Source organism: Oenococcus sp., from assembly GCF_047725585.1.
Taxonomy (GTDB): domain Bacteria; phylum Bacillota; class Bacilli; order Lactobacillales; family Lactobacillaceae; genus Oenococcus; species Oenococcus kitaharae_A.
In genome coordinates, this window is record NZ_JBDNNF010000001.1 from 399,204 (window position 1) to 418,671 (window position 19,468).

A 19,468-nucleotide genomic window follows, 5' to 3' on the forward strand; every position below is an offset into this window, starting at 1 on the left:
AGGAGAAAAAATGCCTGAAAAAACAGAAATTAGACAAGAATATTTGGATAAACTCGCTGACTTGATCAAGATTCCCAGCGTTTCAGCGAAGAAAACCGGTTTAAAAGAAGCTAGTCAGCTGATCAGCGGCTACTTCCAGCAATTAAAAGCCGATCAAGTCGCCATCGATGATGAATTTGAATTCCCGCTCGTGATTGCCAAATTCAAAGCAGCAAAAGCAGGTGCAAAGACCATCTTGATTTACAACCATTATGACGTCCAGCCGGCCGAACCTTTTGATCTTTGGCACAGTGATCCTTGGACTTTAACCCAGCGCGATGGTAAACTTTTCGGCCGCGGCATTGATGATGATAAGGGCAATTTGTTAGCACGTTTGACGGCTTTAGCTGAATACTTGGACGAACACAATCATCAATTGCCAGTCAACATTGATTTTGTCGTCGAAGGTTCTGAAGAAACGGCTTCACGCGGCCTTTCCGACTATCTGATCAAACACGCAGCCGAACTGCAGAATGATTTGGTTATTTGGGAATCCGGCGGCTATAATAGCAAAGATCAGCAAGAAATTAACGGCGGCACTAAGGGTATTGTGACTTTTGATTTAGTTGCTAAGACCGCTGATCGTGATTTACATTCCAGTTTGGCACCTGTTATCGATTCAGCTGCTTGGCAATTATTAGAGGCGATTAATTCCCTGCGTAATCCGGACGGCACGATCGCAGTCAAGGGTGTTTATGACACAGTCCGCCCAGCTAGCACGCGTGAACAGGATCTGGTCGAAAAATACTCAACCATTGATCAGCATTTATTAGTCAACGATTTCAAACTAACAGCGCCGCTTTTAAACAGCAGCACCCGCGAGGAATTATTAAAAGCCCTCTACTTCTCGCCGGCTTTGAACATCGAAGGCATCAGCAGCGGTTATGAAGAGGCCGGTGTGAAAACTGTTTTGCCTGCTCAAGCCGTAGCCAAACTTGAAATTCGCTTGGTGCCAGACCAAGATCCGCATGATATTTTTGATAAAGTCGCAGCTCACTTGCAGGAAAAAGGCTTTACAAATGTCAAAGCCGTCTATACTTTAGGTGAAAAACCTTATCGCTCTGATCTATCGGCTGACGAAATCCAGCGTGTGATTGCGATTACGAAGCATATTTATGGTGATGATATTTCCTTGCTGCCGACTTCGCCAGGAACCGGCCCAGCTGCTTATTTCTACGACAACTTTAAATCGCCGATCGCAGCTGTTGGTATTGGCTATGCCGCTTCAGCAGATCATGCACCAGATGAAAATGTCCGTTTGAAAGATTATGATGATCATATCGAATTTATTAAGGAACTAATTAGCAGTTATGAGTGATCCAATCATCGATTTTAAAGATGTCAGCGTCCATTTTCAAAACGGCAGCGAGGCCGTAGATGCGGTTAAAAACATCAATTTACAGATTAAAGCTGGCGAGATTTTTGGCATCGTCGGTTATTCTGGTGCCGGAAAATCAACACTGGTTCGCTTGATTAATCTGCTGCATGGCCCGACATTGGGTGATATTTCTGTTGCCCACGTCCACAGCGTGGCGAACGGGCAAGTCTTAATCAAAGGCAAGGCTCTGCGGCAGTTGAGGCAAAAAATCGGCATGATTTTCCAGCATTTTAATCTGTTGGATCAGTCGACCGTTTTGCAAAACGTCCTTTTTGCCTTGAAACATTCTGGTCTTAACAAAACAGCACGCATCGCCAAGGCCAAAAAATTGATTGACCAGGTCGGGCTAACAGACCGGATTGATAACTATCCAGCTCAATTATCCGGCGGCCAAAAGCAGCGTGTCGCGATTGCCAGAGCCTTGGCTAATGATCCGGAGATCCTGATTTCTGATGAAGCAACCAGTGCCTTGGATCCCAAAACCACCAAGCAGATCCTCCAGCTATTAGCGGATCTGAATAAGAAGACCGGTGTCACGATTGTCTTGATTACCCATGAGATGCAGGTGGTAAAAAACATTGCCGACCGCGTTGCTGTCATGAAAAACGGTGAAATTATCGAGCAAAATGCGACTTATGATATTTTTGCCAATCCGCAAAAAGCCTTAACCAAAGAATTCATCGAGACAGCTTCCGGCAGTCAAGAAGCGCTGGAAAAAGTCTTGCAGCAGCCTGAAGTCAAACAGCTTCCCAGTGATGCACTTCTTGTCGAACTATCATTTAGCGGCAGTACGACTGGTGAACCAGTGATCTCCCTTTTGGCAAAAAAGTTTGATGTGACCGCTGATATTTTATACGGCAATGTTGAAAGCATCCAGGGGATCGCCATCGGCACGCTGATTGTGGTTCTGCAAGGCAGCAAGGCAAACATTCAAAAAGCCTTAGCAGAAATTAAAGACAGGAAAATCGGTTTGCAGACGATCAAGGAGGGAAAATGATTAACTGGTTAAATAAAATCATGCCCAACGTGATCTCAATGGGTTGGGGCGGCGATTACGGCTGGTGGCAATCTATCTATCAGACTTTGTTTATGACGTTTTTTTCAGCCCTAATTGGTGGTTTAATCGGATTGATTTTCGCAATCATCCTGGTGCTGACAGATAACGACGGCATTTTGCCTAACCGGCCGGTATTCTGGCTGGCCGATAAAATCGTTTCCGTCTTCCGTGCAGTTCCTTTTATCATTCTGCTATTCGTTATCTCACCTTTTACACACCTGCTAATTGGCACCACCTTAGGCGCAACAGCTGCCTTGGTTCCTTTGAGCCTATCCGTCGCACCTTTTTATGCTCGCCAGATTCAAGTCGTTTTGAAAGCTGTTGACCCAGGCAAAATTGAAGCTTCTCAGGCACTTGGCGCCAACAATTGGGATTTGCTCGTAATTTATATGAAAGAAAGCCTGCCGGAAATGATCCGTGTGTCGACTGTGACTTTGATTAGCCTGATCGGGCTAACAGCCATGGCTGGTGCGATCGGCTCTGGCGGCTTAGGCAACACGGTCGTCACCTTCGGCCAGCAGTCCAAATACGATGTGGTCTGGGTTGGTACGATTCTGCTGCTTCTATTAATTTTCGGTATCCAAGCAATTGGTGATTGGTGGGCCAAACACAGCAATCACGCCGTATAGCCATAAAAAAACACCCCACAATTGAGGTGTTTTTATTTGTCCAAGTATGATCGTCACTCACGCTGCAAATAAACGCGATAACGGTCACCAGCGTAGTAGGTTTGTACGAATTCAAAAGGTTTACCATCGGTTAGATAAGAAGTCTGCCTTAAGAAAAGCGCTGCCTGGCCGTTGGTTAAATCAAGGCGTTTACAAATATTGACATTCGGAACCAGCGCGGAAAATTCCTGAATTGCCTTGCCAAAACGAAAACCTTTTTCCTCCAAGTATTGATACAAACCGCCCGCCATCTCATTTCGCGTGATGTTGCCGACTAAGGCAACAGGAACGGTCGTAATTTCATAAGCAATCGGTTCATCATCACCGTAACGCACACGCTCCATCGTAATCACATCTTGATCACGGCTGATTTCCAAATTCGAGGCCTCGATCAAGGACGGCTGATGGCGTTTTAAAAAAATAAATTTCGTCTTAGCTATCTTACCTTGCGAACGCATAATTTGTGTAAAACTGGTCACGCCCTTTAAATTTTCTGAGACTTCATTATTTTGTGCTGAGACATAAGTGCCTGACCCCGGTTTGCGCAGCAATTTGCCTTGGTTAACCAATAGTGTCGTTGCTTGGCGCAGCGTCATGCGCGATACTTTATATTCTTGGGCTAATAAACGCTCTGATGGCAGCCGGCTGCCGCTTTCAAATTGCTGTTTGTCGATTCTTTTTGCTAAATCATCTCGGATGCGAAGAAACACTGGCACACTACTCATAAGGCTGCAGCGGCTTTTAAGCCATCTCCATCCACAAAATTGTCCAACAAATCCTGCTGGTCATTTAAAATGTTAAAGTTCGCCCGTTTGCCGGCTTCCAGCGTACCAACATCAGACAGACCGAACTCACGCGCCTGATTCACAGAGGTCATCTGGACAGCATCTTCGATACCGGCACCTGTAAATTTCTGGACATTCTTAAATCCAAGAATATATTTCAGAACAGATCCAGCAAGGTGGCCATTTTCCAAACGTGCAGCGCCATCTTTGATAATCACTTTCTGACCGCCTAATTCAGAAACTTCGTTTTCCTTTTGTCCCTTGGCGCGCATTGAATCGGTGACAATTTCAATCTCGTGCGGGCCCTTCAGCAGATAAGCCAACTTCACCATTTCACCCGACACATGAACGCCATCCGTAATTAATTCCACTTTCACGGAAGGCGTCAAAACACCATAACCCGTCACACCGGGCTCGCGGCCTTCCAGCTGCGACTGACGATTGTACAAATGCGTCACATGCGTCGCTAAAGTCTGGCCTTTATTCATCTTGAAATAAGACTGATCCGTATGCCCGGCGGACAATACCACACCCATATTATGCAGGCCGGCTTCAAAATCCGAGCCGGCTTCTTCTGGTGCATATGTCAGTAATTTAATCAAGCCATTAGCCGATTGCTGCCATTGCCTAAACAATTCCAAATCTGGTTTGATCACATATTGTGCCGGCTGAGCACCATTCATTTCCGCATTAATAAAGGGGCCTTCCAAATGAATACCGCGAATCATCGAATTATGTTCAGCGGCTTGGGCAATCGACTTTAAAGCTGCATCGATATGCTCTTTAGTCTGTGTGATCGTCGTCGGAAAAACAGTCGTGATCCCTTCTTGGCGCAAATGCTGCGTGAAACGGTTCAAACCGTCAACATCGGCATCCATCGTATCAAAACCATAGCCACCATGCGTATGGACATCGATAAAGCCCGGCACCAGGATACTGCCGGCTGTCGTTTGAACAAGCTCATCATCAGCTTCCGGCGTGAACTCAGCCATGCTGCCAACTGCTTCAATTGTATTAGAAAAGCGCAGAAAGCCATTTTTCACGACTCCTGCGCCAGTATAGATATCAACATTCTTAATTAATTTAGCCATAGCTCCATTATATATTGGTCTATCCCAATTAAACAAGCATTATGAAGCTAAAGCTTTTTTGGAAGCCGCAACCATCTTTGGCTGAGACTTGCCATCGACAGCTGCTTTGGTGACAGTCACCTGTGTAATTTCAGGTTTTGACGGAATCTCGTACATGGTTTCTTTCATCGTCGCTTCCATAATTGACCGCAGGCCACGCGCACCGGATTTCTTGGTGATCGCAATTTTAGCCATTTCTTTTAAGGCATTGGGCTCAAATTCAAGCTTGACGCCGTCTAAAGCGAACAAAGCTTGGTACTGTTTGACCAAGGCATTTTTCGGCTTCGTCAAGATTTGGACCAAATCATCTTCATACAGAGGATCCAAGACAGAAATAATTGGCAAACGACCCAAGAATTCCGGAATCAGCCCGAACTTGATAATGTCTTGATCGGTCAGCTGAGTCAAAGGATTCTCTTTGTTAAATTCCTGCTTGGCTTGCTGGTCTTCGTGACCGAAGCCGATCATTGATTCGCCAAGACGATCGCGAATTACCCCATTGACACCGTCAAAGGCGCCACCGACGATAAAGAGAATGTTCGTGGTATCGACTTGAATGTATTCTTGCTGGGGGTGCTTGCGGCCACCTTGTGGTGGTACCGAAGCAATCGTGCCTTCCAGCAGCTTTAGCAAAGCCTGCTGGACACCTTCGCCGGAAACATCACGCGTGATGCTGACATTTTCGGATTTCTTAGCAATTTTATCGATTTCATCGATATAAATAATGCCGCGCTGGGCTTTTTCAACATCAAAGTCGGCTGCCTGCAAAAGCTTTAAGACAACATTTTCAACATCTTCGCCCACATAACCAGCTTCAGTCAAGGTCGTTGCGTCAGCAATGGCGAATGGCACATCCAGCATCTTGGCCAAAGACTGTGCTAGATAAGTCTTTCCAGAACCAGTCGGTCCGACCATCAGAATATTTGACTTCTGCAGCTCGACATCACTTTTGTGTTCCAAAGATTCATTGACACGCTTGTAATGGTTGTAAACTGCGACAGCCAAAGTCTTTTTAGCTTCTGTCTGGCCAATCACATAGTCATTTAAGCGATTGACGATTTCTTTTGGTGTTGGTAAATCATCAAGAATGAGTGTCTGCTGCTCGTTGGCCAATTCCTGATCAATGATCTGCTGAGCCAAAGCCACACATTCATCACAAATATAAACACCGGGACCAGCGATTAATTTTTTCACCTGATCCTGCCGCTTGCCGCAAAAAGAGCAAGCGATCGTTGATTGCATCGATTCTACGTCCATAGCGTCTATTATATCAAAGTTTGCATATTACAAATAGTTATGAAAGCAAATAAAAAAACGCTTAATGCGTTTTTAATGATTACTTCTTTGCAACTGCTTTAGCGTTGCTGACAATGATGTCAACGGCTTTTTGAATCTTCAAATCGTGGCTCAGAAGACCGGCAGAAATTGATTTTTCAACTTCAGCTTCTTTGATATTGTACTCAGTAGCCAGGCTCTTAACCTGGGCATTGATCTCATCGGCAGTTGGCTGCACCTTCTCGGCACGGGCAACGGCTTCAAGCACCAAATTAGTCTTGACACGGTTAGGCGCGCCTTCTGTCATCTGCTGAGTCAGCTGTTCTTGGCTTGTGCCAGTGATCTGGAAATACATCTGCGGCTGGATGCCTTGAGAAGCCAAATTATTGAAAAAGTTCTGAGTCTGACGAGAAATGTCGTCCTGCAATAATTCATCAGGCAACTTGTCAGGATCCAAGCTTGAAGCATCAACCACTTTTTGGATGGCGGCATCTTCGAATTGGTCCTGGCTCTTGTCAGCTTTGTCTTTAGAAAGCTTTTCTTTGGTCTTGGCCTTCAATTCCTCAAGAGAAGAAACAGTATCATCAACATCTTTAGCAAATTCATTGTCCAAAGCGGGTGTTTCGAGTTTCTTCAATTCGTGGATTTTAACGGCAAAAACGGCTTCCTTACCAGCCAAATCCTTGGCCTGGTATTCCTTAGGGAACGTTACTTTGACATCGACATCGTCACCAGCTTGGTGTCCGACCAATTGGTCTTCAAATCCAGGGATGAATTGTCCTGAACCCAAGCTTAAGCTGAAGTTCTCAGACTTGCCGCCGTCAAAATGATTGCCATCAACAGCACCATTAAAATCAATCACAACCGTGTCGCCGTTCTCGGCTTTGTCGCCTTCTTTAGCAGGCACCAACTCAGCTTCGCCTTTTTGCAAACGAGCTAATTCAGCGTTCAATTCATCATCGCTGACTTCATCGGACTCTTTTTCGACTTCGATACCCTTGTAATCGCCCAACTTAACTGCTGGTGCCAAAACAACTTCAGCATGAATCTTCCAAGGACCGCCATGCTTTAAATCATCAGGAATGATCTGCGGACGGCCAACGACCGTGATGTCGGCATCAGTCACAGCCTGATCATAAACGTCTGGCAGAATCGCATTGAGAGCGTCTTCATATAGTGCCTCTTCGCCAAAACGTGCCAAAAACATGTCTTTGGATACATGTCCCTTTCTAAAACCAGGGATGTTGATTTTATCTTTTTGCTGATTAAAAGCTTCGTCCAAGCCACCGTTAATTTGTGCGGCCGGAATTTCGAAACTAAGAGTGCCTTTGTTGCCTTCGCCGGCTTTGAAAACGGCATTGGTCTTAATAATATCTACCATTATTCCTCCAGATACGTACCTATAAAATTATATCACTCGAAAGATTGCCTTCATTTATTACCTTTATATTAGTAGGAAAGAAGATCTGTTTTGCAAAAACGGACATAGATAAAGCCTGTTTGGTGACTATATCTTTAATAATTGCATTTTTCAGCATAACAAAAAAGACCAAAAGGTCTTACAAAATACACTATTTATCCAAAGGTTTATCCACCGCAACACCAATATCTTGACAGATGATTTTCAATAAATCGTCAGGACTGACCGTCTCATCGATGATTCTTTCCTGAGCAAGCCCGAGCACATCATGCGGAATGAACCAAGCGGCCATTTCCTTTTCGCCAAATGTCGCTCCCTGCTTGCTTTGATGTCTTTTTAAAGTCTCTTGGAAAGGCAGATCATAATAATAAGCAAAGACATCGTCCTCCGGCAATAAAGTCTGGCACAGCATCTGACCATATTTGCTGCTAGGCAGGATGCCCTCTAAAATGACGTAATCACAGTGTTGCTGACCATAAATCAGCATATTTTGAATTAAGCCGATTGCTAAATTATGCGGTTTGTCGGCTACCTTCAGCATGCCGCGGCGCACGAGATCTTGCGATATCAGCAAATTGCCGGATCCTAATAAAGCATGCAAACGGTTAGCGACAGTCGTCTTGCCACTGCCAGAATTTCCGCGAATCACGATCGTTTTTGCCATCTGTCCTCCTGCATGGAGATTATTCTATGGCAGAAAACAGCAAAAAATTGCACTTTAGTCAGATCTTCACATAATTTCAATCACACGATCAGTCTGTTTGGCAACATCGGGATCGTGAGTCACAATAATCACGGTCTTGCCTTGTTTGTGCATAGCAGTCAAAAGGCTCAGCACTTCATCACGATTTTCATGATCCAAGGATCCAGTCGGTTCATCAGCCAGCACAAGATCACCTGGTTTAATCAAGGCCCGTGCAATGGCGACTCTTTGCTGTTCACCACCCGAGAGTTCGAAAATTTTCCCTTGGTCGTACCCCGATAAGCCCACTTTATCAAGCGTCGAAGCAATCAAAGCTTTTTTCTGTGCCTTCCTGGCTTTATAATATTTCAGCGCCAGCATCAAATTATCCTCAGCTGTCTCCGTCTCAATCAAAGCAAAATTTTGAAACAGATAATTGATTTTATCGCGGATCATGATTTGCGCTAAACGCGAATTGGCTTTAATATTCTTTTTCCCAAAAAACAAATATTCACCGGCATCAAAATTCTCAATCAATCCCAGGATATTCAATAAGGTCGATTTCCCCGAACCGCTCGGCCCTGTAATTGCCAGTAATTCACCAGCTTGGATCATCAAATCAAAATGATGAAAAACAGTTTTCTTACCAAAACTTTTTTGTAAATGCCTCATTTCGATGATTGTGTCAGTCATGATTGTTCCCCTTTCAATGTCAGTGCGAGACTACTTTTCTCTCTAATTAGAATGAAGGCAACCGATATAGCGGCATCTAGCGCGATCAGCAGCAGGACAAAAGGAAGCAGCAGCATAGAACGCCCAAATATCATGATGGCCGCCAGCTGAATAATATATGAAGCAGCAAAACTGATAATCTCTGTCCGGTAGCGGTCGAACAATTTAATTCCTAATAAACGCTCAACGGCCAAACGATTAGCCTTGCTTTGGATAATGCAGGCTAGTAGGAAGATTGAAGAGACGAGGCTTAGGAAAAAGACAGCCAAGGTGACTGCTGATGAACGGTTAATTACTTCTGTATCAGTGGATGCCTGATCGGCCAGTAACGAATTATCTGTGACAAATTGCAGCTGCAGAGGCCTAAAGAAATTAGAATGGCTAATTGTCTTGATCTTGCTGCGATTAGCAGCAGTATTTTGGATTTTGATCGGATTGTTAATCCCGTTGTTGGTTAATATGATTTTTTCAAAAAAAGTCGCATTATTGTCGTCGAAAATCTGAAAAATAGGTTGAGCAAAATTATCTTTAGTATCAGCACTGTATGGGAAAACCGAGAGCTGAGGGTCATCGTAGTAATCAATCTGCACCGGAATATCAGTCAGATTAGTCCGCTTTTCTTCAGCCGAAGATAAATCACTGAAAATAAGATTTTGACACAGGTACTTAGTCTTAGCCGCTTGTTTTTTATAGGAAGAAGGTACTAGGAACTGGCGGATATTACTTGGATTTTTTCTTAATTCCAGCTGTCGATTATGAAAATGCTTAAAATAATTTTTGTTGACCGTCATGACTGGAAACTTGCTGCGTGCGAAATATAAGGATTGATTTTCTTTCTTTTGCGGGCCGCCCGTAGCGTATGGTTTAGTCATCTCACCATTTATGTATACGGCATCAGTTGACCTTTCTAGTTTTTTAAATAACACAAATAATTTGTCCGACGTTTGGTGTCCTCCTAACAAACTATCCTGAAATTCACTATTTGATTCGTGATACTGATTGAGCGTCAGGACTCGACCGTTTTTTTGCCAGCTGCGATTAAACGCATTCTGCTGCATCAGCGCATGTACATTATTGCCAATAAAAATCAGTAAGGCAGTAACCAACAACATCATGACGCCTTTCATGATCAGGCAAAGAATATTCCCCAGTCGAAAATTAAGAAAATTCTTCAATAATTTGCTAATTGTCACTTGCTTGATCGTTAGATAGACAAAAGCATTTAGGATAAGAAACAGAAGCAGAATGAACAATTGCGACACAAGCAGAGAAAGGAAAAAACCACTGGGCCGATAACGGAAATAAAACCAAGCTGTCGCATCAATTAACATAGATGCTAGGATAATGACGCATATGTTTGTTTTAATAAAATCCCAAAAAATCGATCTGTTACTAATACCATTAAGTTTCTTAATCCCAATCTCTTTGATTTGTGCCAGGGGCGTGTAGATGATCACAATAGCCAAAACTAATATAGTCATCACAATAATTAGGACAAACAGCATCAGTGAAATATTGATAAAGCTAGTGCCGCTGCCATAGCTGGACGTTAACAGCACCTTGGGACTAACGGCAAAAAACTGACTCAATTTATTGACAACGGCCGTCTTATTAATTGATTGAGTCGAGGAAACTGTATAAGTGCCATTGAGCGACTTGTCATCTTGGCGATAATAGCGGGCCATTGTCTGAAGCTGCACTTTATTAGCTGACCAAAAGACGGGGATAGACCCCGCTTGATAGCGGCTGTCAGTTTTAAAACTTGTGTAGATACTTTGGCCATTTTTAAATAAGTTGTGCGGACGAAGATGGAATTGTTGAAAAGGAAAACTGCTTTTTTCAAAAACAACCGACTTTAAGACAACATCACTATTCTGTCCTTTTGTATCTGTCCTAAAAATTGAGACTTTTTCTTTATCGGCTAATTGCCTGAAAAAGGCCAGTTCTTGTCGGGCAGTTCTATTTGTATTCGAAATATAAAACTGGAAAGAGGATGGCGTCTGCCCCAGATTATTAACAGTGATATAGTCTCTAGTCTCGTAAATATTGATGACAAGAAAACTGGCAAATATAAGCGCAATCAGCAAGCACAATGACGTAATTTTTTTCATGGCAAGAACCCTCTAAATGACCAAAAAGTCCATAATAACCGTACCACTTATTGTAGTACAGTTATTGAAAATAAACAGATTATTTTGAAATAACCTGTTTGTTCTGGATGAATTATTTGTTCATACCAATCTAAAACCCATAATAATAACTCATTCTAGTTGGGGGAAAGTGTTGGATACTGGCTTTAGACCAGTGGCCAGCTGCTCCTGTGCTTGTATTTGTTTCCGACCCTCTAACAACTTTTGACCAGTGCGACCTGCTGCCATGATAATAGTTCGAATAACCATAGTCACCATTCCACCCCACGCCATAGTTCCAGGTGCCTCCACTAACATTTGCAGCAAGAGCAATCGTGGAAAAACCAAAAGTACCAACAGTCAAAGTCACAATGACAATTTTTTTAATTTTGCTTCCAAAAGTCATATTTAAGTATCTCCAATCATAATGATCAATAAACAACAAAAGTTCATAACTAATTAGATCAAGGTATCGCGCACTAAGTTCGATACCTTAGCTTCTTTATACAGCGATCTGTTAAGCACAGATCAAAATTATCAGATACTATCAAAAAGCACTTTTTAAATCTTTTTTTAGTAGCAAAAAACGAGTTCTTCACAAATTTAAAAAGGGTGTTCTTGGAGAAATTTTTCTTGATATTCTTCATAAGAGGACGCTAATTGCTTAGAGCCAATAATTCTTAACGTATGAATAAGCGAACTATTATCTTGTAATGCATCAGAATTTTTAGATAAAAGATTTTTGAAAAAAGCCAACTTGATTCGAATCACGCTTGCTTCTTGACTCAATTGAGCATTCTCAAAAAATCTCACTAATTGTTGTGCCCCGGCTAAATCGTTTCGATTTAACAACACTTCTACAGCATTTACAATTGCCGTAAGAGCATACTCTTGATTATCATGCACATGAGCCATCTTGCTGATCTTAAAAGCAAGCTCCTTCATGATCGAATGAATCATTTGAGAACTTAAAATGGTCAGACAATTATTAAATATACTAATTTGAAAATTGCCCCAGTTTTCAACTGCCATCAAATAATCAAATAGCTGATTATTAATCTCGGGTTCTACAACAAAATTAGGATCCAGATCTTTAATCAAAGCAACCACCACCGCTTGTATCAATATGCCAAAATTACTTTCCTCGTTTTGATATCGTTTAGCAACATCATCCAGAGCCTCCCTTAGGCTTCTGATATCTTTATGAACATAATCTTGGTAGATTTTGTTTATTAAATCCTGGTAGCTGCGGCCAAAATCTGGTTCAATTAACTGAATAAACTCATCAGCGCTTATATGTAGCCTATCGAGGAGCATTATTACTTTCGCAAACGAAAGGTTGAGATCACCTTTCTCAAATTTGTTCAATGACGAAATAGAAGTAATACCAGCAACGAGGTCAGGCCCCTTATATTTCTCTTCTTTCCTCAATTGCCTAAAAGTTTCACCGATTTTTTTTGCTTCTAATTTCACCATAACTCTAGAATAATATAATAATAAGGTGAGTGCTGGATTACAAAAATAAAAAATTGAATCCCGCACGACGAGGCAGAATCAAAATGAAAAAAGCGAGTTCTTTAATTTTGCTCATTTTTGGCGTAATTATTGTAATCGGCGGCAGCCTTCAAGCGGAACATAAATCTAAGCCAATCGTGTCCGCTCAGCAATATCTCCAAAAATAAAAATCTATGTCTTGGAAGTATATTGAAAGTTCGATCCGTCTGAAGTGGTTTTGTTGTACCCTAAAATCAATTATTCTGACTATAAAACTCATTCATATAAGCCTGGTAAGCAGCAGCTAATTGTTTGGAGCCGAGCCGATCAAGTGAAAGGAGTAAGGCACCATTACTTTTCTTGGCCTCCTCAGCGTCTAAGAGTAGAAGATTTTTTAAAAAAATGAGTTTGAACCGTGCCAATAGAGAAATCTCTGGGATATCCATTGACTCGATATCGTTCACCAATTCCTTAGCATAGATGAAATCTTTTCGGTCAATCATGGCATCAATCGTGTTGACTAAAGCTAATAATAAATATTCTGAATTTTTTGAGTTTAACCTATGCTCCTCGTGCTGAGTAATCATCTCTTTAGCCATGATCTCAATCACGCGTGAGCTGATAATCGTCAAGCAATTGCCAAAAACCGTGATTTGAAAATTCTGCCAGCCACCAACTCTCAACAAATAGTTGGTCAAGTCCGAAACAAGTGCTTGATTAACTGGATAGTTGTGATTCAAATTCTTCAATAAAGCCATCGTTGTGGCAGCACATACGAGATCAAAATGGTCTTTATTAGACTGATACTGATGCAAATGAGATATAAAAATGTCCTCTAAATCAACCAGCTTATTCTCGCTATATAAAACATTCATCTGATTCAAAAAAATTTGATACTCATTATTGAAATTAGAATCTGTGATTTGAACGAAATCATCCAAATCAACATGCATTTTTTCCAGTAATTGAACCACTTTGATAAAAGACAAATTCACATCATTTTCTTCAAATTTATAAAGAGTCGAGACAGACAAAATACCATCTGCCACGGTGCTTGCAGAATATCCCCGCTCTTTTCTGATGGTTTTAAATTGTCTGCCTAGTGAGTGAGTTCGAGGATCATACATAGCTCTATAATAGACGAAAATGAGTAGCTTAAAATGAAAGGATTGCTTATGAGGAAATTCAGCGAAATTTTGAAAATGTTAGTCGGCATTGTTATTATTGTTGGTACTAATCGTATTATTAATGGTCTTCAGGTATTTTACGAGTTACCTCAACAGTGAGTGCAAAAAAGCAAGGGACTATGCATCCCTTGCTTTTTCAAAACATCATTTTGTCAACACAAATTACTTTTTAATAGGTGTCAAAAGAATTTTTAGATTTGGATCAATGACATTTGTCATACTGACTCGTATAAGGCGATTTTTTTGGACTCTCAAGAGCCCTTCTTTCATTCCTGCATCGTGTTTACTTGGTCCTTTATAGAGTCCCACAAGGAAATGATCTTTTTCGACACTTTGCATGACTGTAGAACCATCATACTTTGTTAACTCTAGGCTTAAATTTGTACCTGGCTTACCATCTGTAGCATGTGGCTCCTGCACAGACATCTTGCCTTCATACGTGACATGATAACTGCCCACCGGAATTTGAACGTCGGGTAAGTAATTACCCGGATTAGTAATGACATAACTATCGCCTTGTTTCTTTAAGGGACTAAATTTCGTCGGTGTTAATTGAATAGTTCTACCAGCTTCTAAACTAGTTGTTAAATTACCTATTAAGAGCAGTCCTTGCTCATCCAGCTGAGGTGTCAAACCATCCATGTTGAAATATTGTGTTGTCCCCCCAGTCAGGTGTGCATCATAAAAACCAGGAATTACTTTCATATCAGCGATCGTTTTGCTATCGATAGGCCCTGTCAGAGTTATGGCTTTGGCTGGATTCCTGTTTATATAATTGTTTGATTGGCCTGCCTTACCGACTTTTTTAACCTTAGGCACATAATTTCTGGCAGCATTTTGGCTGATTCTTTGGCTCAAAAAATTGTAGCTTAACAGCCCAAAGAGGCCAAGGACAATGATAATGAAAGCAATTAAAGAGGCTTTTTTACTGCTTCTCATACTAATTTACCTTCTTCCATATTGAAGACCTGATCTGCCAAGATGGACAAGTCTTCTGGATTATGACTTGCTAGAATAATCGTGGCACCGGCTTCCTTTTCCGCTTCAAAGATTCGGCGCATTTCTTTCACGCCCTCAATATCAATCGCATTAGTCGGTTCATCTAATAAAATCAATTTCGGTTTTTCAAACAGGGCTTGCGCAATCGCGGCCCGCTGCTTCATACCTAAAGAATATTGACGCACCTTTCGCTTATCTGTAGGATCCAACCCCACGCGTTTGATTGTCGCATCAATCATTTCCGGACTAGCCACTTTGCGAATTTTAGCCAGTAAAAGGAGATTTTTTCTTAAAGTGAATTCCGGCAGAACATTATTGTTTTCAATGAGCAAACCAAGTTCAGACGGAAAATCAATATCTCGGTGCAGGACTTTCCCATCAATAGTAATACTGCCTGAGTCCAAACGGATTAAGCCGGCAATCGCTCGCAGCAGCATCGTTTTGCCAGCACCGTTTCGGCCTTTTAGCCCATAAATTTTGCCAGTCTCGAAGGTCAAAGATAGATTGTCTAAGACCGTCTTATGGTTAATGGTTTTGATAATATTTTTAACTTCAATCATATGTATCTCCTTAGTGTGATCCAAAAAATTCTTTGCGTTGCAAAAAGAGGGCCGAGATGCACAAAACACATATGGTTGCTACACAAAGACCCAAGTAGCTCCATATCGGCACAGCGATGTGATTAATCAAAAAGAAGGCGGCCAGTCCAGCTGGTAATCGAAAAACTAATAAAGCTGTTAATAAAATCGCGCTAATAATCAGTAAGGCTGGGCCCGGTGAAAATAGCAGTTCAAATAACATATATAGACTGGTAAAAAAAATGTAGCCCATAATTAATGAAAAAAATTGTGGCCACAGGGCATTTTTTTCAAAAATGAAAAAGTCAGCCAACAGAATAAGCAGAGGATTAATAATTAAAATCATGACATTTCGTAAGTAGGTCTTCACGAGTAAATGCCAACGTGCCTTATAACGAATCAATTGATTCAGCGTGGCACCCGTCTCCCACTCTTTGACACTACCAACAATTGGCAAAAAACTAGTTAGTAACAAACCAAAAAAGAAGATGCGAGTAACAAGACTAACGTGCATATAATCAAAAAAATAGACAGCTTGGTGGCCTCGGCTCTGCATCAAAAAGGTTAGTAAGACCATCACGCTCAAGATAGCAAAGCGTAATCCATAGTTTACTTTATCCATTCGCGTCTCCGAATACTGTTTTGAAAAAAAATGTATAAACAGAAAAGAATAACTATATAAATAAATAAACCAAAAGTAGCGTAGCTAATTCCCGCTCCTAAAGCGTGAGGCGCGGCAAAAAGGGTTACTTGGGTTTGAGAAAAAATCGAATTGTTCAAAAGAGGCAGAGGAAGATAGGCAATCACAGCCATCACAGTATTGATAATTAGTCCTATTAGTATAGAAGACCAAGAAGTATAATTCATCACAATTTGTACAAGAGAGATAATGATTAATGTCCAGCCCAGAGATAAGGCGACCTGTAACGTCCATAGAACTAAAAAAGTCACCAATTCTGCACTACTTGGATTAAATTGAAAAATACGAGTCCAAGGTAACAGCCAATAGATTAAGGCAAACACAAAAGTGAGCTTCAGTGTCTTAATCATATACATACGGGAAAGTAGACTGCTTTTTTGTAGACGTACAACAGTCTGCACCGGAACCGCAATATTGATCGACCAATAAATAAGGAAAATAACTGAAAAAACCGTCTGCCAGTTAAGCCGGTAAAAGTAGATACCACCAGCTTCAGATGTTAACCAATCTCGATAAGTAATGGCCGACCAAGAGATACCAAAGACATAGCAGATGACCAAGAACAGAATCATCAGGAGAGTCGAGAACAAAAAGCGTGGATTTTTAATCATTCCAGTTCTCCTCGTTTGCGCCAAAAATAAATTGCCAAACTAAAAATCGCCAAGATGGCAAGAAGGTCTATCCAAGCATTCGCCCAATCTCGAACAAGTACCAAAGGTGCAAAGGTCTGAACCAAGGTCCCTATATTGAAAATTTGGCTACCTAACAAGACAGTAGCTAAGACTGTAACGGTTAAGACTTGATAAAAGCGATTCAGGATCAAACTAAAAGAAATCATCAACATGCCGACTAGAAAAGCGGCCAACAAAAACAAAGCTAGATAAAGCCAAAAGGTTGCCGCAGGATGCCGAAATTGCCAGAGTAAAAAATCATATTTAGGTATTTTTGGTGCAGACTGGAACATTTGTGCTTGACCATCCCATCTCGTAAAAGGAAATAATCTCAAAATATAAATGAGCAGGGCGTTCCATAATAAAGGCACAGCGAATAAAATCACACTGCTAATACCAGCACCGATATAATGGCCGCGCAGAAACTTGGCCACACCTACCCGACTCGCCACGTTATAAGCTTGGCCGGACTCAAAATCATTTAGCAAAGCAAAACCAGATCCCAACAAAATCCAGACGGGAAATAAACCAATCGTGAAAGCAATCAATAAATGACCGATATATGCCGCAACCAAACTGCTAGCCATAAAAGTTGAGAGCCAAGCAATTTTTGTGAAAGATTGTCCACTTGCCATTACGACATGTTGGATCGCATCAACGCTAGTTATGACAGTTAACACAAACAAAACGCCCCAAAAGCGTTTTGTCCAAATAATACGTTCTAAGCTATATCTAATCATAATTAATAGTTACCAAGTCTCCTCATCCCATGCACCAGTGATATAAAATACAGATGGTGTCCAAGTAGGATTGAATACTGCCATGCGGACATTCTGTTGACTTGCGTTAGAATAGGCTCCGCTATATACATACGGATAAGCTGGACCGGTATAGGCATTTTTGGTCGGCGAAGCAAGTGCTCCATTCTGCGATCCGTATAAATGAGCCGAATAGTAAGAGCCATTGCCTTCAGTTGAAGTATACACACCAACTTTCCATGGATTCGCCGTGGACTTCGTTTGTCTATAGCGCCAGCCTGTTGTTGATTCCTCCTGATAAGATTGGATTGTAAAAGCAAATCCAATATTGTTGTCAGACGCAAAAGTCGGTAAAGCGACACCGGCAACCAGTGAAAAAGCTAATACAAATAATGCAATATACTGCTTACTTATGTTTTTCATAAAGCCTTCATTTTTTCTCAAAAAATATAATTTATTTTGAGAAATTTTCTCCTTTTTTAAAATTCGGCACTTTATTTACAGGTGCCTTGTTTTTATTTATACCACGGCTTTTTTATTTTGGGAGAACTTAGCAGGATATTGATAAAAATCGAGCATTTTTTCAATCATTTATTCTTTTTTACTAAAATGCTCGCCAATCACACTCACAGCGATGCAAATAATCACGAGAGCCACATCAATAACTTGAGCGTTAGGCACGCGATAGAATTGCAGCAGCAACACGGCGGCTAACAAAATAACGATCGGCAATACTTTAAAGAGAAAACTTTTCTTCACGAGAGACTTCCTTATACGATATGAGACATTCCGACTAATTCCTGCCGATGTTTCATCATCTTGCATTAATGATACCGCTTTCAGTATTACCTCACCGTTCACCCTACGCATGGGTCTCAATTATAAATGACAGCATTTTATCGACTTCTTAAGCAGCCGGCCATCTTTGAGAGAAAATGAGAACAGGTATTTAAAATGAACAAAGAAATTGTACAAGAACAAGCGTTATTTGACCAGGTGAAGCAGAATTTAGAAGCACATTATCCAACAGGCTGGGGTGGTTCCGCTGGTGTTTTACTGGAAGATGGTTCAATTTTGACCAGTATATCACCGGATTTTCCCAACGCCGCTTCGTCCGTCTGCATGGAATTGGGTTCTTATCTGCAAGCGGCCAATTTGAACAAAAAAATAACTCACAGTCTGTGTTTGGTCCGGGAAAACGAGAAATCAGCTTTCCAAGTATTGACGCCTTGCGGTATTTGCCAAGAACGACTTAACTTTTGGGGCGACCAGGTTCTTTGTGCGGTTGAGATTGACAAACATCATTCAGTCCAATATCTTCCTTTAAAAGAACTCCAGCCGCATCATTGGCTGAATGTGTATCGGGAACAGTAGAAAAAACCAATAATTTTGTGTTACTAATCCGTGGCGCAACACCAACGCAACAAATTGTTGTGCTTTTGATGTACTAAGCCAGTGTTCACATGTTACATTAAAACTAATCCAAAATAGGAAGAAACAGAACTATTAATATTTATATGAAAAACTTAAAACAACTAACAAAATCAGCTTTAGCTTACGTTCTGTTGTTCGTTATCTTAGATTTGCTTATCATCTTTGGCTTGCGAGGCGTGATCGATCTGATTGCTGGACGAGGATATCGCTTCTCCAACTATTTACAGCATAGTTGGATAGACAGCCTTCGCACCTTCATCTTCTTTTTCTTTTGGGGCTGGGTCGAATATACGTATCGAAAACACCAGGCCAAAAAAAGAGCCAATGTCAGTAACACTAATCCCAAATAAAA

General features: G+C 41.4%; 22 protein-coding genes. 5 read left to right on the forward strand and 17 right to left on the reverse strand.

Annotation, left to right across the window (positions count from 1 at the left end; genetic code table 11):
- Positions 1-10 precede the first annotated feature (10 nt).
- Genes ABF487_RS01930 through ABF487_RS01940 form a run of 3 tightly spaced genes read left to right on the forward strand, consistent with a single transcriptional unit; the run spans position 11 to position 3,103 of the window.
- The gene (locus ABF487_RS01930) at positions 11-1,357 is read left to right on the forward strand and encodes a M20/M25/M40 family metallo-hydrolase (protein WP_415634323.1); all 1,347 of its coding nucleotides are present in this window, start codon (positions 11-13) and stop codon (positions 1,355-1,357) included.
- The gene (locus ABF487_RS01935; RefSeq protein WP_415624530.1) at positions 1,350-2,414 is read left to right on the forward strand and encodes a methionine ABC transporter ATP-binding protein; all 1,065 of its coding nucleotides are present in this window, start codon (positions 1,350-1,352) and stop codon (positions 2,412-2,414) included. Before ABF487_RS01930 ends, ABF487_RS01935 begins: the two co-directional genes overlap by 8 nt.
- The gene (locus ABF487_RS01940) at positions 2,411-3,103 is read left to right on the forward strand and encodes a methionine ABC transporter permease (protein ID WP_415624529.1); all 693 of its coding nucleotides are present in this window, start codon (positions 2,411-2,413) and stop codon (positions 3,101-3,103) included. The genes ABF487_RS01935 and ABF487_RS01940 overlap by 4 nt, the downstream gene beginning before the upstream one ends.
- Positions 3,104-3,156: 53 nt before the next feature.
- On the opposite strand, the gene ABF487_RS01945 is transcribed toward ABF487_RS01940, so the two are convergent.
- From ABF487_RS01945 to ABF487_RS02025, 17 genes are all read right to left on the reverse strand, one after another.
- Entirely contained in the window at positions 3,157-3,867 is a 711-nt protein-coding gene (locus ABF487_RS01945; RefSeq protein ID WP_415634324.1) for a GntR family transcriptional regulator, read from the reverse strand.
- Positions 3,864-5,018: an N-acetylglucosamine-6-phosphate deacetylase gene (gene nagA, locus ABF487_RS01950; protein ID WP_263779401.1), complete on the reverse strand. Its 1,155-nt coding sequence runs from the start codon at positions 5,016-5,018 to the stop codon at positions 3,864-3,866. The genes ABF487_RS01945 and nagA overlap by 4 nt, the downstream gene beginning before the upstream one ends.
- A gap of 39 nt (positions 5,019-5,057) precedes the next feature.
- A complete protein-coding gene (gene clpX / locus ABF487_RS01955) occupies positions 5,058-6,314 on the reverse strand; it encodes an ATP-dependent Clp protease ATP-binding subunit ClpX (RefSeq protein WP_415634325.1) in 1,257 nt (418 codons plus the stop codon).
- Positions 6,315-6,393: 79 nt separating this feature from the next.
- Positions 6,394-7,713 (reverse strand): trigger factor, encoded by a 1,320-nt coding sequence (gene tig, locus ABF487_RS01960; protein ID WP_263779399.1) that lies wholly within the window; start codon positions 7,711-7,713, stop codon positions 6,394-6,396.
- 190 nt (positions 7,714-7,903) lie between these two features.
- Entirely contained in the window at positions 7,904-8,416 is a 513-nt protein-coding gene (locus ABF487_RS01965; RefSeq protein WP_415634326.1) for a hypothetical protein, read from the reverse strand.
- Between the two features lie 66 nt (positions 8,417-8,482).
- Complete coding sequence (locus tag ABF487_RS01970; protein ID WP_415634373.1) at positions 8,483-9,115, reverse strand: ABC transporter ATP-binding protein; 633 nt, start codon at positions 9,113-9,115, stop codon at positions 8,483-8,485.
- An 8-nt stretch (positions 9,116-9,123) separates the two neighbouring features.
- On the reverse strand, positions 9,124-11,277 hold the full coding sequence (locus ABF487_RS01975; RefSeq protein WP_415634327.1) for a hypothetical protein: 2,154 nt from the start codon (positions 11,275-11,277) through the stop codon (positions 9,124-9,126).
- A gap of 130 nt (positions 11,278-11,407) precedes the next feature.
- The gene (locus ABF487_RS01980; RefSeq protein WP_007744680.1) at positions 11,408-11,701 is read right to left on the reverse strand and encodes a lactococcin 972 family bacteriocin; all 294 of its coding nucleotides are present in this window, start codon (positions 11,699-11,701) and stop codon (positions 11,408-11,410) included.
- Between the two features lie 197 nt (positions 11,702-11,898).
- Complete coding sequence (locus ABF487_RS01985; protein ID WP_007744682.1) at positions 11,899-12,771, reverse strand: helix-turn-helix domain-containing protein; 873 nt, start codon at positions 12,769-12,771, stop codon at positions 11,899-11,901.
- 272 nt (positions 12,772-13,043) lie between these two features.
- Entirely contained in the window at positions 13,044-13,916 is an 873-nt protein-coding gene (locus ABF487_RS01990) for a helix-turn-helix domain-containing protein (protein WP_415634328.1), read from the reverse strand.
- A 222-nt stretch (positions 13,917-14,138) separates the two neighbouring features.
- Positions 14,139-14,915, reverse strand: a complete 777-nt coding sequence (locus tag ABF487_RS01995; protein ID WP_007744685.1) for a hypothetical protein — start codon at positions 14,913-14,915, stop codon at positions 14,139-14,141.
- On the reverse strand, positions 14,912-15,535 hold the full coding sequence (locus ABF487_RS02000; protein WP_007744686.1) for an ABC transporter ATP-binding protein: 624 nt from the start codon (positions 15,533-15,535) through the stop codon (positions 14,912-14,914). Before ABF487_RS02000 ends, ABF487_RS01995 begins: the two co-directional genes overlap by 4 nt.
- Before the next feature lie 10 nt (positions 15,536-15,545).
- The gene (locus tag ABF487_RS02005; protein WP_007744687.1) at positions 15,546-16,175 is read right to left on the reverse strand and encodes a hypothetical protein; all 630 of its coding nucleotides are present in this window, start codon (positions 16,173-16,175) and stop codon (positions 15,546-15,548) included.
- The gene (locus ABF487_RS02010; protein WP_007744688.1) at positions 16,163-16,864 is read right to left on the reverse strand and encodes a hypothetical protein; all 702 of its coding nucleotides are present in this window, start codon (positions 16,862-16,864) and stop codon (positions 16,163-16,165) included. Before ABF487_RS02010 ends, ABF487_RS02005 begins: the two co-directional genes overlap by 13 nt.
- Entirely contained in the window at positions 16,861-17,559 is a 699-nt protein-coding gene (locus ABF487_RS02015) for a hypothetical protein (RefSeq protein WP_007744689.1), read from the reverse strand. Before ABF487_RS02015 ends, ABF487_RS02010 begins: the two co-directional genes overlap by 4 nt.
- Positions 17,560-17,673: 114 nt before the next feature.
- Complete coding sequence (locus ABF487_RS02020; protein ID WP_007744690.1) at positions 17,674-18,105, reverse strand: DUF2712 domain-containing protein; 432 nt, start codon at positions 18,103-18,105, stop codon at positions 17,674-17,676.
- Between the two features lie 168 nt (positions 18,106-18,273).
- A complete protein-coding gene (locus ABF487_RS02025) occupies positions 18,274-18,441 on the reverse strand; it encodes a hypothetical protein (protein WP_007744691.1) in 168 nt (55 codons plus the stop codon).
- A gap of 195 nt (positions 18,442-18,636) precedes the next feature.
- Between ABF487_RS02025 and ABF487_RS02030 the strand changes: the two genes are divergently transcribed.
- Positions 18,637-19,056 (forward strand): cytidine deaminase, encoded by a 420-nt coding sequence (locus ABF487_RS02030; RefSeq protein ID WP_007744692.1) that lies wholly within the window; start codon positions 18,637-18,639, stop codon positions 19,054-19,056.
- Between the two features lie 143 nt (positions 19,057-19,199).
- Entirely contained in the window at positions 19,200-19,466 is a 267-nt protein-coding gene (locus ABF487_RS02035; RefSeq protein WP_415634329.1) for a hypothetical protein, read from the forward strand.
- The last annotated feature ends 2 nt before the right edge of the window (positions 19,467-19,468 follow it).

Bases quoted from the DNA above. Each gene is read 5' to 3' on its own strand.
- clpX (WP_415634325.1), bottom strand. From the start codon at position 6,314: ATGGACGTAGAATCGATGCAATCAACGATCGCTTGCTCTTTTTGCGGC.
- ABF487_RS01940 (WP_415624529.1), top strand. From the start codon at position 2,411: ATGATTAACTGGTTAAATAAAATCATGCCCAACGTGATCTCAATGGGT.
- ABF487_RS02035 (WP_415634329.1), top strand. From the start codon at position 19,200: ATGAAAAACTTAAAACAACTAACAAAATCAGCTTTAGCTTACGTTCTG.
- ABF487_RS01935 (WP_415624530.1), top strand. From the start codon at position 1,350: ATGAGTGATCCAATCATCGATTTTAAAGATGTCAGCGTCCATTTTCAA.
- ABF487_RS02015 (WP_007744689.1), bottom strand. From the start codon at position 17,559: ATGGCAAGTGGACAATCTTTCACAAAAATTGCTTGGCTCTCAACTTTT.
- ABF487_RS02030 (WP_007744692.1), top strand. From the start codon at position 18,637: ATGAACAAAGAAATTGTACAAGAACAAGCGTTATTTGACCAGGTGAAG.
- ABF487_RS01975 (WP_415634327.1), bottom strand. From the start codon at position 11,277: ATGAAAAAAATTACGTCATTGTGCTTGCTGATTGCGCTTATATTTGCC.
- ABF487_RS02000 (WP_007744686.1), bottom strand. From the start codon at position 15,535: ATGATTGAAGTTAAAAATATTATCAAAACCATTAACCATAAGACGGTC.
- ABF487_RS01965 (WP_415634326.1), bottom strand. From the start codon at position 8,416: ATGGCAAAAACGATCGTGATTCGCGGAAATTCTGGCAGTGGCAAGACG.
- ABF487_RS02005 (WP_007744687.1), bottom strand. From the start codon at position 16,175: ATGGATAAAGTAAACTATGGATTACGCTTTGCTATCTTGAGCGTGATG.
- ABF487_RS01980 (WP_007744680.1), bottom strand. From the start codon at position 11,701: ATGACTTTTGGAAGCAAAATTAAAAAAATTGTCATTGTGACTTTGACT.
- ABF487_RS02020 (WP_007744690.1), bottom strand. From the start codon at position 18,105: ATGAAAAACATAAGTAAGCAGTATATTGCATTATTTGTATTAGCTTTT.
- ABF487_RS01995 (WP_007744685.1), bottom strand. From the start codon at position 14,915: ATGAGAAGCAGTAAAAAAGCCTCTTTAATTGCTTTCATTATCATTGTC.
- nagA (WP_263779401.1), bottom strand. From the start codon at position 5,018: ATGGCTAAATTAATTAAGAATGTTGATATCTATACTGGCGCAGGAGTC.
- ABF487_RS01985 (WP_007744682.1), bottom strand. From the start codon at position 12,771: ATGGTGAAATTAGAAGCAAAAAAAATCGGTGAAACTTTTAGGCAATTG.
- ABF487_RS02010 (WP_007744688.1), bottom strand. From the start codon at position 16,864: ATGATTAAAAATCCACGCTTTTTGTTCTCGACTCTCCTGATGATTCTG.
- tig (WP_263779399.1), bottom strand. From the start codon at position 7,713: ATGGTAGATATTATTAAGACCAATGCCGTTTTCAAAGCCGGCGAAGGC.
- ABF487_RS01930 (WP_415634323.1), top strand. From the start codon at position 11: ATGCCTGAAAAAACAGAAATTAGACAAGAATATTTGGATAAACTCGCT.
- ABF487_RS01990 (WP_415634328.1), bottom strand. From the start codon at position 13,916: ATGTATGATCCTCGAACTCACTCACTAGGCAGACAATTTAAAACCATC.
- ABF487_RS01945 (WP_415634324.1), bottom strand. From the start codon at position 3,867: ATGAGTAGTGTGCCAGTGTTTCTTCGCATCCGAGATGATTTAGCAAAA.